This is a genomic window from Streptomyces sp. NBC_01390, assembly GCF_045040105.1.
Classification (GTDB): Bacteria; Actinomycetota; Actinomycetes; order Streptomycetales; family Streptomycetaceae; genus Streptomyces.
Genome location: NZ_CP109551.1, coordinates 3210477 through 3225088, shown reverse-complemented (window position 1 = coordinate 3225088; position 14612 = coordinate 3210477). Strand labels below are relative to the sequence as shown.

16 protein-coding genes are annotated in these 14612 nt (G+C 71.6%); 12 read left to right on the top strand and 4 right to left on the bottom strand.

What is annotated here, in order from left to right; genetic code table 11:
- The first annotated feature begins 131 nt into the window (after window positions 1–131).
- From OG241_RS14400 to OG241_RS14385, 4 genes are all read left to right on the top strand, one after another.
- Window positions 132–1352, top strand: a complete 1221-nt coding sequence (locus tag OG241_RS14400) for an NYN domain-containing protein (RefSeq protein WP_405815727.1) — start codon at window positions 132–134, stop codon at window positions 1350–1352.
- A 119-nt stretch (window positions 1353–1471) separates the two neighbouring features.
- Window positions 1472–2443: an ABC transporter ATP-binding protein gene (locus OG241_RS14395; RefSeq protein ID WP_405826207.1), complete on the top strand. Its 972-nt coding sequence runs from the start codon at window positions 1472–1474 to the stop codon at window positions 2441–2443.
- A 103-nt stretch (window positions 2444–2546) separates the two neighbouring features.
- Window positions 2547–3374 carry an ABC transporter permease gene (locus OG241_RS14390; RefSeq protein WP_405815726.1) on the top strand — a complete coding sequence of 276 codons (828 nt, stop codon included), beginning with the start codon at window positions 2547–2549 and terminating at the stop codon, window positions 3372–3374.
- Window positions 3375–3408: 34 nt separating this feature from the next.
- Complete coding sequence (locus OG241_RS14385; protein WP_405815725.1) at window positions 3409–4137, top strand: hypothetical protein; 729 nt, start codon at window positions 3409–3411, stop codon at window positions 4135–4137.
- A gap of 446 nt (window positions 4138–4583) precedes the next feature.
- Here the strand turns inward: OG241_RS14385 and ybaK are convergent, their stop codons facing one another.
- The 4 genes from ybaK to OG241_RS14365 all read right to left on the bottom strand — a co-directional run bounded on the left by ybaK (window position 4584) and on the right by OG241_RS14365 (window position 8654).
- The gene (ybaK, locus tag OG241_RS14380) at window positions 4584–5081 is read right to left on the bottom strand and encodes a Cys-tRNA(Pro) deacylase (RefSeq protein WP_405815724.1); all 498 of its coding nucleotides are present in this window, start codon (window positions 5079–5081) and stop codon (window positions 4584–4586) included.
- Window positions 5082–5094: 13 nt separating this feature from the next.
- The gene (locus OG241_RS14375) at window positions 5095–5835 is read right to left on the bottom strand and encodes an LON peptidase substrate-binding domain-containing protein (RefSeq protein ID WP_405815723.1); all 741 of its coding nucleotides are present in this window, start codon (window positions 5833–5835) and stop codon (window positions 5095–5097) included.
- An 11-nt stretch (window positions 5836–5846) separates the two neighbouring features.
- Window positions 5847–6923, bottom strand: coding sequence for a hypothetical protein (locus tag OG241_RS14370; RefSeq protein WP_405826205.1), 1077 nt, complete (start codon window positions 6921–6923; stop codon window positions 5847–5849).
- Window positions 6924–7055: 132 nt separating this feature from the next.
- Window positions 7056–8654 (bottom strand): oxidoreductase, encoded by a 1599-nt coding sequence (locus OG241_RS14365; protein WP_405815722.1) that lies wholly within the window; start codon window positions 8652–8654, stop codon window positions 7056–7058.
- Between the two features lie 206 nt (window positions 8655–8860).
- Between OG241_RS14365 and hisD the strand changes: the two genes are divergently transcribed.
- Genes hisD through hisF form a run of 8 tightly spaced genes read left to right on the top strand, consistent with a single transcriptional unit; the run spans window position 8861 to window position 14574 of the window.
- Window positions 8861–10186 (top strand): histidinol dehydrogenase, encoded by a 1326-nt coding sequence (hisD, locus tag OG241_RS14360; RefSeq protein ID WP_405815721.1) that lies wholly within the window; start codon window positions 8861–8863, stop codon window positions 10184–10186.
- Window positions 10183–11292 carry a histidinol-phosphate transaminase gene (locus OG241_RS14355; protein ID WP_405815720.1) on the top strand — a complete coding sequence of 370 codons (1110 nt, stop codon included), beginning with the start codon at window positions 10183–10185 and terminating at the stop codon, window positions 11290–11292. The genes hisD and OG241_RS14355 overlap by 4 nt, the downstream gene beginning before the upstream one ends.
- Window positions 11289–11882, top strand: coding sequence for an imidazoleglycerol-phosphate dehydratase HisB (gene hisB, locus OG241_RS14350; RefSeq protein WP_006377508.1), 594 nt, complete (start codon window positions 11289–11291; stop codon window positions 11880–11882). Before OG241_RS14355 ends, hisB begins: the two co-directional genes overlap by 4 nt.
- A 4-nt stretch (window positions 11883–11886) precedes the next feature.
- Entirely contained in the window at window positions 11887–12051 is a 165-nt protein-coding gene (locus tag OG241_RS14345; RefSeq protein ID WP_405815719.1) for a hypothetical protein, read from the top strand.
- Window positions 12042–12698 carry an imidazole glycerol phosphate synthase subunit HisH gene (gene hisH / locus OG241_RS14340; RefSeq protein WP_405815718.1) on the top strand — a complete coding sequence of 219 codons (657 nt, stop codon included), beginning with the start codon at window positions 12042–12044 and terminating at the stop codon, window positions 12696–12698. The genes OG241_RS14345 and hisH overlap by 10 nt, the downstream gene beginning before the upstream one ends.
- A gap of 3 nt (window positions 12699–12701) precedes the next feature.
- A complete protein-coding gene (priA, locus tag OG241_RS14335) occupies window positions 12702–13427 on the top strand; it encodes a bifunctional 1-(5-phosphoribosyl)-5-((5-phosphoribosylamino)methylideneamino)imidazole-4-carboxamide isomerase/phosphoribosylanthranilate isomerase PriA (protein WP_405815717.1) in 726 nt (241 codons plus the stop codon).
- Window positions 13424–13822, top strand: a complete 399-nt coding sequence (locus OG241_RS14330; protein ID WP_405815716.1) for a RidA family protein — start codon at window positions 13424–13426, stop codon at window positions 13820–13822. Before priA ends, OG241_RS14330 begins: the two co-directional genes overlap by 4 nt.
- Window positions 13819–14574 (top strand): imidazole glycerol phosphate synthase subunit HisF, encoded by a 756-nt coding sequence (gene hisF / locus OG241_RS14325; protein WP_405815715.1) that lies wholly within the window; start codon window positions 13819–13821, stop codon window positions 14572–14574. The genes OG241_RS14330 and hisF overlap by 4 nt, the downstream gene beginning before the upstream one ends.
- Window positions 14575–14612: the final 38 nt, after the last annotated feature.

Below are 14612 nucleotides of genomic sequence, written 5' to 3'. Positions count from 1 at the left end.
TCATGCGGCGGGACCTCCGGCCCTCGCGGCAAACGCCACGCCGAAGATCGAGTTCGGGCCGTTAACCTCCGCACGGTCGGGCAGACTCGAAGCAAGCCCGAAGCAAACCTCCCGGAAAGAGGGTGGATCGCGTGGACCGCTGCATCGTCCTGGTGGACGCCGGGTATCTGCTGGGGGCCGCCGCGAGTCTTCTCGCCGGAGAGCCCTCGCGGTCCCGGATCACCGTCGACCACACCGCTCTCATCCAGGGCCTGCGAGAACGCGCCGAGTCGGACACCGAACGGCCGCTGCTGCGCATCTACTGGTTCGACGGCGCCCCCGACCGGGTGCCCCAGCCCGAGCACCGCAGGCTCCGCGTGATGCCCCGGGTCACCGTCCGGCTCGGCGCCCTGACCCGCAGCGACGGACGGTGGGCCCAGAAGGGCGTCGACGCCGCCATGCACGCCGAGCTGACCGAGCTGGCCCGCAACCGCGCCTGCTCCGACATCGTCCTCGTCACCGGCGACGGCGATCTGCTGCCGGGCATGATGGCGGCCAAGGAGCACGGAGTCGCCGTACACCTGTGGGCGGTGCAGGCCGCCGACGGCGACTACAACCAGTCCGAGGACCTTGTCGCCGAGGCCGACGAACGGCGCGTCCTCGACCGTACGTGGATCACCAAGGCCGTACGGGCCAAGGAACTCGGCGGGATCTGCGCGCCGCAGCCCGCGCCCCGCCCCGAGATCGCCGCGATCCTGTCCGCGCCGCTGCCCGAGTCGTCGCACGCACAGGCCTCGGACCGGGTGGCCGACGAGCAGCAGGAGCACCCCACGACGTCCGCCGAGCAGAACGGGGCGCAGGAGCGCGTACCCGCTCCCAAGGGCGTACCGACCCCCAAGGACCTGGCCGCGCTCCGGGCCCCCGGCGCCCAGTCCGCCCCGCCTCCCGCCAACGCGACCCTGCGCTGGTCCTCCGACAAGGGCTGGGTCGACCGGCCGGGCGTGGCCGCGGAGCCCCCCGAGATCGCCTCCATGCCGACGCTGGCCCAGCTCACCTCGGCCGAGCAGCGCTGGGCGGACCGCGAGGAGGACATCACCACGGTCGGCGGCGATCCGTACGAGGTCGGGCAGGTGTTCGCGCGCCGCTGGATGGAGCGGCTCCCGGACCCCGCCCAGCTGCCGAAACTGTCCACGATGTACCCCCGCATCCCGCACCGCATCGACGGCGAGCTGCTGCGCTACGCCGCCCGCTTCGGGCTGCTCGCCCACAAGGACGACCAGATCGACGAACACGACCGGTATGCGATCAGGGCCGGTTTCTGGCGCGAGATCGACGTCCGTACCGCCGCGGAACAGGTGCCCGCCGGGGAGTGAGCGGCCCCGGCGGGCAGGGGCACGGCGGGGGTTGGATTTCAGGCGGAGTCGGGCACCCCGTACTCTCGTCCTTCGTGAGTACGCGCACGGCACACGCAGCCCGACACGGTGACGATGTCGTGTGCGCGGTGCGCGATCTCACCAAGACCTATCGCGCGGTACGCGGTCGCCGCGGCGCCCCCGGAACACCCGAGGTACAGGCCACCGACGCCGTGGAGCTGGACGTCCGGCGCGGTGAGATCTTCGGCCTGCTCGGGCCGAACGGCGCCGGCAAGTCGACCCTCGTCCGGCAGATCACCGGTCTGATGCGCCCCGACCGGGGCAGCGTCGAGATCCTCGGCCACGACATCGTGCGCCATCCGGAGCGGGCCGCGCGCATCCTCGCCTACCTTGGCCAGGAGTCCAGCGCCCTCGACGAGCTGACCGTCTCGCTCGCCGCCGAGACCACCGCGCGACTGCGCGGCCTGGAGGTGCGGCGGGCGCGGGCGGAACGGGACGCGGTGCTGGAGGAACTCGGGCTCACGGCGCTGGCCGCGCGGCCCATCCGAAAGCTGTCCGGCGGGCAGCGGCGGCTCGCGTGCTTCGCGACCGCCCTCGTCGGGGAACGCCCGCTGCTCGTCCTCGACGAGCCGACGACCGGGATGGATCCCGTGGCGCGGCGGGCGGTGTGGTCGGCGGTCGACCGGCGGCGCGCCGAGCGCGGTACGACGGTGCTGCTGGTGACGCACAACGTCATCGAGGCCGAGACGGTCCTCGACCGGGTGGCCGTGCTCGACCGGGGGCGCGTGATCGCGTGCGACACGCCCGCCGGGCTGAAGGAGCAGGTCGCGGGCGAGGTCCGGGTCGACCTGGTCTGGCGCGAGTCGGCGCCGTTGCACGTGCCCGAGGTGGCCGCGCTGCGGGACCGGGCCGTCGAGTCGGGGCGCAGGTGGACCTTGCGGCTGGCTCCGGAGGAGGCCCGCGCGGCCGTCGCCACCGTCACCGGCGGGGCCGCGTTCACCGCGCTCGACGACTTCACGCTGGCCACGCCGAGCCTGGAGGACGTGTATCTGGCGCTCGGCGGGAACACGCAGGGGCTGGTGAAGGCGTGAGGCGTGTGAGCACGGGCGGCTCCGGATCCGTACGGGTGTGTGTGCGGGCGTCGGCGGGGGAGAGGGCGGCTGTCGTGACCAGGACGAAGAGGGGCAGCTCGACGTGAGTTTCGTACCCGCCGAGGTGCTGCCGGGCAGCGCCCTGGCCACGGAGAAGACGGCCACGCGCCGGGCGGTTGCCGAACTCGGTCCGCGTGTGCGGCTGTGGCCCGCGCTCGTCGCGGTGTACCGGGCGCAGCTGTCCCGGGCCCGGGTTGCACGGATTCCGCTGCTGTTCGTGGCGACCTTCCAGTCCGTCGGGATCATGATCCTGATGCGGGGGGTCGTGGACGGGGGCGGCGAGGCGCGGGCCGTGGTGGCCGGGGCTTCGGTGCTTGTCGTGGCCTTTGTCGCGCTGAATCTGCTCGCCCAGTACTTCGGGCAACTGCGGGCCAGCGGCGGGCTCGATCACTACGCGACACTGCCGGTGCCGCCCGCCGCCGTGGTGCTGGGGGCCGCGGGGGCGTACGCCTCCTTCACCGTGCCCGGGACCATCGTGACGGCGGTGTTCGGGTGCCTGCTGTACGGGCTGCCGCTGACGCATCTGTGGGTGCTCGCGCTGGTGATCCCGCTCGCGGGGGCCGCGCTCGCCGGGCTCGGCGCCGCGTTCGGGCTGCTGGCGCCGCGGCCGGAACTGGCCACGCTGCTCGGGCAGTTGGGCATGTCGGCGGCGCTGCTGCTGGGGGTGTTGCCGGCGGACCGGATGCCGGAGGTTGTTCGGTTCGCGCGGGATCTGCTGCCTTCGACGTACGGCGTGGAGGCCTTCGCCCGGACCTTCGGGCCCCGCCCCGACTGGGCCTTCGTCTTCGGTGACCTGGCCGTGTGCGCGGGGGTCGGGGTGGTCTCGCTGGCCGTCGCGACCTGGGCGTACCGCCGGGCGGCCGTCCGGTGACGCGCCGCACAGACGGGCCTGGCACGATGTCAGGGTGACCGCACCGCTGACTCCGCCTCCGCCGCCGCATCATGAGCCCTCGCACGACCGTGAAGAGGGTTCGCAGTCCCAGCCGTCCCAGCAGCCCTTGCAGCAGCAGCCTTCGCTCCAGGGTGCTCCGGCGGACGGGCGGTCCTGGCAGTTCTGGCCGGAGCCGTCCGGAGGAGGCGGGTACGCGCCGGCCTACGGACAGGACGGCCCCGGCATGAAGACCGAACTGCGGGAGGCCGCCGTCGTCACGGTGGTGACGGCGCTCGGTGGGGTGCTGCTCGGGCTGCTGTGGTGGTGGCTGGCGCCGAACGTCGCGTTGGTCGGGGAGATCGTCAACAACCGCTGGACCGTGTTCGTCAAGGACAGCGAGGGCGAGCAGGCCATCGGGGTCGACGGAACGTTTACTCTGCTGGCGTTGGCCCTGGGGGCGGTGAGTGCGCTGGGGGTGTTCCTGGTGCGGCGGCGTGGGGGTGTGCCGTTGGTGGTGGCGCTGGCGGTCGGGGGGTTGCTCGGGTCGGTGCTGGCTTGGCGGCTGGGGGTGTGGCTCGGGCCCGCCCAGGATGTGATCGCTCACTCGAAGGCTGTGGGCAAGGGGGTTACGTTCTCGGCGCCGTTGAAGTTGGGGGCGAAGGGGGTGCTGATGGTGTGGTCCGTGGCTGCGCTGGTGGTGCATCTGGGGTTGACGGGGTTGTTCGGGCCGCGGGATCCCGAGGGGGTGGCTCCGCCGGTTTAGGCGGGGTTGTTCTCGCCCCCGCCGCCCCTACCCGTCCCATCCTGTCCCTGGGGGCTGCGCCCCCAGACCCCCGCTCCGGCCCTGAAGGGGCCTTGTCCTCAAGCGCCGGACGGGCTGGAAATGCGGGCCTGGGCTGGAAAGGTGCGGCCGGGGCTGGAGGGGGCGGGTCTGCGCTGGAGGGTGTGGCCTGGCGCAAGAGGGTGTGGTCGGGGCTGGAGGGTGCGGCCTTGGCGCCGGAGGCGTGCGGCCTGGGCTGCAGGCGCGGTGGGGCGGGTGGGTGGGAAGGAAGCCGGCCCTGAACGGGCCTTGTCCTCAAGCGCCGGACGGGCTGAGGGTGCGGGCCTGCGCTGGAAAGGTGCGGCCCGGCGCTGGAAGGTGCGGGCCTGGCGCTGGAAGGTGCGGGCCCGGCGCTGGAGAGGTGTGGCCCTGGCTGGAGGTGTCATCCTTCAGGCTCGGGCGATCGGGGCCCTTAGTGCCTGGGTGAGGGTTGTGAGGTCTTTGGGGGACAGTTCGATCTCCAGGCCTCGGCGGCCCGCCGAGACGCAGATCGTGGTGTGGGTGTCTGCCGAGGTGTCCAGGACTGTTCGGAGTTTCTTGCGCTGGCCCAGGGGGGAGATGCCGCCCCTGACATAGCCCGTCGTGCGTTCCGCCAGGGTGGGGTCCGCCATTGATGCCCGTTTTCCCGACACCGCCGTCGCCAGTGCCTTCAGGTCCAGTTGGCCCGCCACCGGGACCACCGCGACCGTCAGCACTCCGTCCACGTCCGCCACCAGTGTCTTGAAGACGCGCTCCGGCGACACTCCCATCGCCTCGGCGGCCTCCTCGCCGTACGAGGGATGCGCGGGGTCGTGCTCGTACGCGTGCACCGTGTAGGTGACGCCCGCCGCCGTCAGGGCCACCGTCGCCGGTGTGCCGCCCGACTGCAGTTGCTTCTTCTTCGCCATGTCCGCTCCCCGGTCAGTTGAGGCTTGTCGGGCTGCGTGTCAGTTCCGAGGCCGGCAGTGACGGGAGGTTGCGGATGATCGCCGTCTCCGTGCGCAGAAGGGTCAGTTCCTCGCGGAGGCGAGACGCCGTGTCCGGGGCTTCGAGGAGGCGCTGTTTCGACGGGGTGTCGAGCATCGTCGCCGCCGCCACCAGATACGACACCACCGCCGGCTCGTCGGGCAGGTCGGCGCCCGTCGACAGGGACCGCTCCCGGGCGCCCGCCAGGCGTTTCTGGTACTGGCGGAAGGCTCTGAGGACGCCCTCCGCCAGCGTGCCCGCCTCGTCGCCGGGGGACTCCTCCAGCTCCTCCAGCTCCGCCGTCAGGAAGGGGCCCGACGCGTCGACCGACACCAGCCGCACCCGGGTCGTACCGGTGGCCAGGACCTCGTACGTCCCGTCCTCGCGTTCCCTGATGGTCGCCGCGTCCGCCACGCACCCCACGGCGTGGAACGCCTTGACCGGGTCGTCGCCGAAGCCCGCCGTGGGTCCGCGTTCGGGCACCGCCGTCCCGTCGGGGAGGCCCTGCGCGCTGGGCGCCACCTCATGGCCGTCGCGGATCGTCACGACGGCGAACCGGCGTGGTTCGTCCTCGGGGGTCTTCAGAAGTTCGCGCATCATGGCGCGATATCGCTCCTCGAAGATGTTCAGCGGGAGTACTAGTCCCGGGAACAGCACCGAGTTCAGCGGAAAGAGCGGCAGCCGGACGATGGTCACGACGGGAAAGCCTAATGGTCGCCGGAGTGTGCGCGTCCGCCGTGCTCACTCCGTGGATGACCGGCGCAGGCCGCGCACCGGGCGGCGGGCGCGTTTTGGCGGACCTCCTCGCGTGCTTCGAGGAAGCGGCCGAGGGGGTCGTCCGAGAACCGGTCCCAGGGGAAGGAGGTGGTGTACGGGCCGGTCAGGCGCAGTTGGAGCAGGGCGTCCTGCCAGCGGTCGAGTCCCACCAGGACGTACGTCAGCAGGTTGCGCAGCTCGGCCGGCCAGGGGGCTGCCGCCGGGTAGGTCGCCGACAGGGCGATCGCGGTGTCCGCCGCCGCGTCCAGGCGGGTCCGGGCCATCACCGTGCCGCCGCCGTCCTCCGTCAGGTAGGCGAACGCCGCGTGCAGGGGCAGCGCCTGGACGAGCGAGCCGGGCAGGGCGTCCTGTGCGGCCCGCTCGGCGAAGTCGAAGCACTCCCGGTGCGAGCCGCGTCCGCCCGGGGACAGGAAGGGGCTCGTGGACAGGTACTGGAGGGCGGCGACATGGCAGCCGTAGTGGTGCGGGGAGCGGCGCACGGCCTCGCCCCACAGCCGCTCGAACTCACCGTGGTCTGCGTCGCTGCCCCGGGCCCGGTCCAGGGCGATGCGCCAGGGCACCGGGTCGCGCGGGTCGCCCACCGCGGCAGCCTCGACCAACGGGCCGGTCTGGTGGAGGAGTTCGGCGCGGGCGGGGGAGGCCCAGGCGCGGGTCACCGCCAGTTCGGCGCCGACCAGCAGCATGTCCGGGTCGTGCGGGGCGGCGGAGCGCCAGGACGTGAACCACTCCGCGCGGGAGTGCGCGAACGCGGCCAGCCGGACCACGTACCGGTCGCGGTTCTCCCACTCGGTCGTGGCGCGCGTGCCGGCCAGCAGCTCGGCCGCGGGACCGTACTCGCCCCGGCCCGCCGCGACGAGCGCGGGGCCGAGACGGGCGTCGGGCGCGTCGAGCAGTACCTCGTCGTCGGCGGTCAGTCCGGCAGTGGCGAGGAGCGGAGACGGCGGAGTGTTCCGTTCCGTCCTGGTGACACGGAGGAACGCACGCAGCGAAGCCATGGTGTCGACCATTGAAAGGCGCAGGTCGAGGCCGCGCCAGCCCAAATACCGAACCTGTTTTTAGTTGTACGGCCGGGAGTCAAGGAATGGCAAAAGATGAACCAGGTTCATGTCCGCCCGTCCGCCCGTCCGGCCGGCCCCCGCTCAGCTTCTGCGCAGAGTCCGGGTCGCCCCCGCCGCCACCGTGGTGGCCAGGACCCAGCCCAGCATGATGATCGCCGCGGCCAGCCACTGCCAGCCGCCGCGCAGCTGCCAGAAGCCGACCTGGCCCAGGTCGATCACCGGGAGAAGCAGATCGAGAGCGAAGAGGGAGGGGTTCCAGGGCGGATGCTCCCCGCTCTTCAGCGGCGGATGGCTCGCGTGCGCGAACGCCACCGAACTCGCCGCCCACAGCACCGCCATCCACACGGCGGCCCGGCCGGGCCGGTACCCGTAGGCGACCGTCCAGTCCTGCACGTACCCCCACAGCTTCGCCGCCGGCGGCAGGGTCTCCCGGCGCCGGCGCTGCTTGGCGAGCAGCACCTCGCGCGCGTCCTCGTCCTCGCCGCCGTTGCGCAGCACGGTGGCCAGCCGCTCGTACGGCTCCGGGCTGTACTCGGCGGTCGCCGCCGCCACCCACGCCAGCCGCTCCGCCGGCGGGAACGGCCCCTGCGGTACGAGGTTCTCGTACCCGAAGCCGCCCATGTGCAGGTTGCCCGGCCCAGGCCAACTGCTCGCCCGGTCCACGAGGTTGACGACCTTCGCGCCCGACAGCACCACCTTGCCGCGCTCCGGCCGCTCCCCGAGGAAACGCAGCTCGGGGGTCTGCACCCGGCGCAGTGACAGCTCCTGGTCGTCGGTGAAGGTGAGCCTGGCGCGCTCCAGGTCGACGGCGTCGCCGAACCGGCCGTCGTCGAGCCGGATGCCCCCCTCGCACTCGAAACGCTGGATGCGTGTCCCGCGCGCGGGGGTCGTGCCGCTGGTCAGGATCGGGTTCCAGACGCCCGCGGGGGTCAGATACAGCGTGCGCCCCACGGTCAGCTGGGGGGCGTTGAGCGCGAGTCGCCCGTACGGGTTGGCGAGCCGGCTGCCGCGCAGGCTCAGCGAGACCCCGATCGTCGCACCGCGCAGGCTGAACTCGCCGTGCGACTCCAGCATCTCGGCCTGGAGGTCCTGGCCGACGCTCATGCCGTCCGCCACGATCGAGCGCCCGCGCCGGTCCCGGTAGACGACGGCCTGGTTGAGCAGCAGATCCGTCCCGATCTGCGCGTCGGTGAGCCGGGCGCCGTTGTGGAACCGGCAGCGGGGGAGGTGCAGATCGCCCTCGGTGTGCACCCGGGCCGCCTCCAGCCGCGGCACCGAGCAGTCCACCATCCGTACGGTCGTGAAGTGCGCCTCCGGCAGGAGGATCTCCTTCTCGAAGCGGCAGCCCTTCAGCTCGACGTAGGGCACGACCGTGCCGCCCGCCAGATCCACCGTGCCGCTGATCTGCACGCCGGTGAGCTTGAGGGACGCCACACGCCCGGAGAGCGCTGGCGGGCCGTCGAGGAGCAGCCAGCACACGATGCGGGCCCGCACGGTGCGTTCCGCGCCCCACGGATGGCCGCCGTGCGGATCGTCGACGACGGTGTCGCCGCTCCTCAGGTCGTACACACTGCCGTTGCGGAAGGCCAGCCACATGCCCAGCTCGGCGGCGCTCAGGTCGTCCGGCGGTTCCCCCGTGTTCCTTGAGCCCCCCGTGCGGATGCCGCCACCCTCAGTCACGACTTTTCCCACTCCTCCCCGCGCTGTCAAGCCTCACCAGCGGGTTTCGTACAACCGTTCTGCCCGCTCAGTAACTCTCTGAACTCAAGACGTGAAGGTGATCTTCCGAGTTCCCGGAGGAGACCCGTGGAATGACGCGCAACGCTCTGTATCAGCCACTGATACACGCGAACGGCACCCGATCGACGTCTGAGAGAATTGTCCGCGTGATCTCTCGAATCGATCTGCGCGGCGACGCCCTCCCTGAGGGACCCGCCCTGCGCGACCTGCTGCCCCGAGCCGACTTCGACGTCTCGGCCGCCCTGGAGAAGGTGCGTCCGATCTGCGAGGCCGTGCATCATCGGGGTGACGCGGCGCTGATCGACTTCGCCGAGAAGTTCGACGGAGTTCGGCTGGATTCCGTACGCGTGCCCGCGAAGGCCATCGCCGACGCCCTGGAGGGGCTCGACGCGGCCGTCCGCGCGGCCCTGGAGGAGTCCATCCGGCGCGCCCGTCTCGTCCACCGAGAGCAGCGCCGTACGACGCACACGACCCAGGTGGTGCCCGGCGGCTCGGTCACCGAGAAGTGGGTGCCCGTGGACCGGGTCGGGCTGTACGCGCCCGGCGGCCGGTCCGTGTACCCGTCCTCCGTGATCATGAACGTCGTGCCCGCGCAGGAAGCGGGCGTCGGGTCGATCGCCCTCGCCTCCCCGCCCCAGGCGGAGTTCGACGGGCTGCCGCACCCCACCATCCTCGCCGCCTGCGCCCTCCTCGGCGTCGACGAGGTCTACGCGGCCGGTGGCGCCACCGCCGTCGCGATGTTCGCGTACGGCACCGAGTCCTGCGCGCCCGCCAACATGGTGACCGGCCCCGGCAACATCTGGGTCGCCGCCGCCAAGCGGTACTTCGCGGGGAAGATCGGCATCGACACCGAGGCCGGCCCCACCGAGATCGCGATCCTCGCCGACGACACCGCCGACCCGGTGCACGTCGCCGCCGACCTGATCAGCCAGGCCGAGCACGACCCGCTGGCCGCCGCCGTCCTCGTCACGGACTCCGTGGCGCTCGCGGACGCGGTCGAGAAGGAACTGGAGCCGCAGGTCGCGGCCACCAAGCACATCGAGGACCGGGTCGCCCCGGCGCTGGCCGGCCGGCAGTCCGCGATCGTCGTCGTCGACGGCGTCGAGGAGGGGCTGCGGGTCGTCGACGCCTACGGCGCCGAGCACCTGGAGATCCAGACCGCGGACGCGGCGGCCGTGGCCGACCGGGTGCGGAACGCCGGCGCGATCTTCGTCGGCCCCTGGGCGCCCGTCTCGCTCGGCGACTACGCGGCCGGCTCCAACCACGTCCTGCCGACCGGCGGCTGCGCCTGCCACTCCTCCGGCCTCTCCGTCCAGTCCTTCCTGCGCGGCATCCACATCGTCGACTACACGCGGGAGGCGCTGGCCGACGTCGCCCATCACGTGGTGACGCTGGCGGAGGCGGAGGACCTGCCCGCGCACGGCGCGGCGGTCAAGGCAAGGTTCGGATGGAAGGTTCCCCAGAGCAAGTGACCGGCATCGACGATCTTCCCGTACGGGACGAGCTGCGCGGCAAGTCGCCCTATGGCGCGCCCCAGCTCGACGTTCCTGTGCGGCTGAACACCAACGAGAACCCCTACCCGCTGCCCGACGCGCTCGTCGAGCGGATCGCCGAGCGGGTGCGCGAGGCGGCCCGGAACCTCAACCGCTACCCCGACCGGGACGCCGTGGAGCTGCGTACGCAGCTCGCCAGGTACCTGACGGACACCTCGGGCCACGAGGTCGGCCTCGCCAACGTGTGGGCCGCCAACGGCTCCAACGAGGTCATCCAGCAGCTGCTCCAGACCTTCGGCGGCCCCGGCCGTACCGCGATCGGCTTCGAGCCCTCGTACTCGATGCACGGCCTCATCGCGCGCGGGACGGGCACCGGGTGGATCTCAGGCCCCCGCAACGAGGACTTCACCATCGATCTCGCGGCGGCCGAGAAGGCCATCGCCGAGCACCGGCCCGACGTCGTCTTCGTCACCACCCCCAACAACCCCACCGGAAACGCGGTCCCGCGCGACACCGTCCTCGCCCTCTACGAGGCCGCGCAGGCCGCCAAGCCCTCAATGGTCGTGGTCGACGAGGCGTACATCGAGTTCAGCCACGGCGACTCGCTGCTGCCGCTGATCGAAGGACGGCCGAATCTCGTCGTCTCGCGGACCATGTCGAAGGCGTTCGGCGCGGCGGGCCTGCGCCTCGGCTATCTCGCCGCGCATCCCGCCGTCGTCGACGCCGTGCAGCTCGTACGACTGCCCTACCACCTGTCGGCCGTGGCGCAGGCGACCGCCCTGGCCGCCCTGGAACACACCGACACGCTGCTCGGGTACGTCGAGCAGCTCAAGGCCGAGCGGGACCGCCTGGTCACCGAACTGCGCGCCATCGGGTTCGACGTCACCGAGTCCGACGCCAACTTCGTGCAGTTCGGCACCTTCGCCGACTCCCACGAGGCCTGGCAGACGATCCTCGACCGAGGCGTCCTGGTCCGGGACAACGGCGTCCCGGGATGGCTGCGGGTCACCGCGGGAACTCCCGCCGAGAACGACGCGTTCCTGGACGCGGTCCGTGAACTCAAGAAAGAGCAGGGCAAGTCATGAGCCGCGTCGGACGCGTGGAGCGCACCACCAAGGAGACATCGGTCCTCGTCGAGATCGATCTCGACGGCACCGGCAAGGTCGAGGTGTCGACGGGCGTCGGCTTCTACGACCACATGCTCGACCAGCTCGGCCGGCACGGTCTGTTCGACCTCACCGTGAAGACCGAGGGCGACCTGCACATCGACTCGCACCACACCATCGAGGACACCGCCCTCGCCCTCGGCGCCGCCTTCAAGCAGGCACTCGGCGACAAGGTGGGCATCTACCGCTTCGGCAACTGCACGGTCCCCCTGGACGAGTCCCTCGCCCAGGTGACGGTCGACCTGAGCGGCCGTCCCTACCTCGTGCACACCGAGCCCGAGAAGATGGCGCCGATGATCGGCGAGTACGACACCACGATGACCCGGCACATCCTGGAGTCCTTCGTCGCCCAGGCCCAGATCGCGCTGCACGTGCACGTGCCCTACGGGCGCAACGCGCACCACATCGTGGAGTGCCAGTTCAAGGCCCTCGCGCGGGCGCTGCGCTACGCCTCCGAGCGCGACCCGCGCGCGGCGGGCATCCTCCCCTCCACGAAGGGCGCCCTGTAAAGCCATGAGCGGCCTCTCCACCGTCCTGATCGTCGTCGGACTCTTCCTGCTCGGCGGGATCTACTCCTTCGTCAAGCAGAAGATGCCGATGAGCCTCATCGTGCTGCTCTCGATAGGCGCCGCGATGTGTCTGGTCGCCGGCGTCGTGAGGCTGGAGGTATGGAATTGAGCGCGTCCCAGGCGTCCAAGAAGGTCGTCGTGTTCGACTACGGCTTCGGGAACGTGCGGTCGGCGGAACGCGCTCTCGCGCGCGCGGGTGCCGACGTCGAGATAACGCGCGACTTCGACACCGCCATGAATGCGGACGGACTGCTCGTACCGGGCGTCGGCGCGTTCGCCGCCTGTATGCAGGGCCTCAAGGAGGCGCGCGGCGACTGGATCGTCGGGCGCCGGCTGTCCGGCGGGCGTCCCGTGATGGGCATCTGCGTGGGCATGCAGATCCTCTTCGCGCGCGGTATCGAACACGGCGTCGAGACCGAGGGCCTCGACGAGTGGCCCGGCTCGGTGGAGCCGCTCCAGGCCGACATCGTGCCCCACATGGGCTGGAACACCGTCGAGGCCCCGGCCGACTCCCAGCTCTTCGCGGGCCTGGACACCGACGCGCGCTTCTACTTCGTCCACTCGTACGCCGTCCATGACTGGGCCCTGGAGACCGCGAACCCGGTGATGCGGGCCCCCAAGGTCACCTGGTCGACGCACGGCGAGCCCTTCGTGGCGGCCGTCGAGAACGGCGCCCTGTGGGCCACCCAGTTCCACCCCGAGAAGTCCGGCGACGCCGGAGCGCAGCTGCTCACCAACTGGATCGGAACCCTGTAGACCATGGCGAAGCTCGAACTCCTCCCCGCCGTCGACGTCCGCGACGGCCAGGCAGTCCGCCTCGTGCACGGCGAGTCCGGTACGGAGACCTCGTACGGCTCCCCCCTGGAGGCCGCCCTCGCCTGGCAGAGCTCCGGCGCCGAATGGCTGCACCTGGTCGACCTGGACGCCGCCTTCGGCACCGGCGACAACCGCAAGCTGATCGCCGAGGTCACCGGGGCGATGGACATCAAGGTCGAGCTGTCCGGCGGTATCCGCGACGACGACACGCTGGCCGCCGCCCTCGCCACCGGCTGCACCCGGGTGAATCTCGGCACGGCCGCCCTGGAGACCCCGGAGTGGGTCGCCAAGGTCATCGCCGAGCACGGCGACAAGATCGCGGTCGGTCTGGACGTACGGGGAACGACCCTCCGCGGACGCGGCTGGACCCGCGACGGCGGCGACCTCTACGAGACGCTGGAGCGCCTCAACTCCGAGGGCTGCGCCCGGTATGTCGTGACCGACATCGCCAAGGACGGCACCCTCCAGGGCCCGAACCTGGAGCTGCTGAGGAACGTCTGCGCGGCCACCGACCGCCCGGTCGTGGCCTCCGGTGGCGTGTCCTCCCTGGACGACCTGCGGGCCATCGCCGAGCTGGTGCCGCTCGGTGTCGAGGGCTCCATCGTCGGGAAGGCCCTGTACGCGAAGGCGTTCACCCTGGAAGAGGCCCTGGAGGCGGTGGCTCAGTGAGCGACGTACGGCGTGTCACGACCGGTGCGCCCTGGGAGGACACCTTCGGGTACTCCCGAGCGGTGGAACTGCCGAACGGCCTGGTGCTGGTCTCCGGCTGCACCTCGATAGTGGACGGCGAGATCGCCGGCGGCGGTCCGTACGAGCAGACGGTCAACGCCTTCAACGTCGCCTTCGCGGCGCTGGAGCAGCTGGGTCTCGGCCCGGGCGACGTCGTGCGCACGCGCATGTACCTCACCCACGCGCGGGACGTGGACGACGTCGGGCGCGCCCACAAGGAGCTCTTCGACTCCGTGCGGCCCGCCGCGTCCATGATCATCGTCTCCGGCCTCGTGGACCCCAGCCTGGTCGTCGAGGTCGAGGTGGAGGCGTTCCGAGGGGAGCCCGCGGCATGACCCTGGCCGTACGAGTCATCCCCTGCCTGGACGTGGACAACGGCCGGGTCGTCAAGGGCGTCAACTTCCAGAACCTCCGCGACGCGGGCGACCCCGTCGAGATGGCCAAGGTGTACGACGCCGAGGGCGCCGACGAACTGACGTTCCTGGACATCACCGCCTCCTCGGGCAACCGCGAGACCACCTACGACGTGGTGCGCCGCACCGCCGAGCAGGTGTTCATCCCGCTCACCGTGGGCGGCGGGGTGCGCGCGGCCGAGGACGTCGACAAGCTGCTGCGCGCCGGCGCCGACAAGGTCGGCGTCAACACGGCCGCCATCGCGCGTCCCGACCTGATCCGCGAGATCGCCGAGCGGTTCGGCCGACAGGTGCTTGTGCTGTCGGTGGACGCCCGCCGCACCGACTCCGGGTCCTTCGAGGTCACCACCCACGGCGGCCGGCGCGGCACCGGCATCGACGCGGTCGAGTGGGCGCACCAGGCCGCCGAGCTGGGCGCCGGTGAGATTCTGCTCAACTCGATGGACGCGGACGGTACGAAGGACGGCTACGACATCGAGATGATCGAGGCCGTGCGCAAGCATGTGCGCGTGCCGCTGATCGCCAGTGGGGGAGCGGGGCGACTGGCCGACTTCGCGCCGGCCGTCGGCGCGGGCGCGGACGCCGTTCTGGCCGCGTCCGTCTTCCACTTCGGGGATCTTCGGATCGGGCAGGTCAAGGGTGCGCTGCGCGCGGCGGGACATCCTGTTCGCTGAGTGGCGTTTTTCGCCGCGGGTTCGTTGTGGCTGGTCGC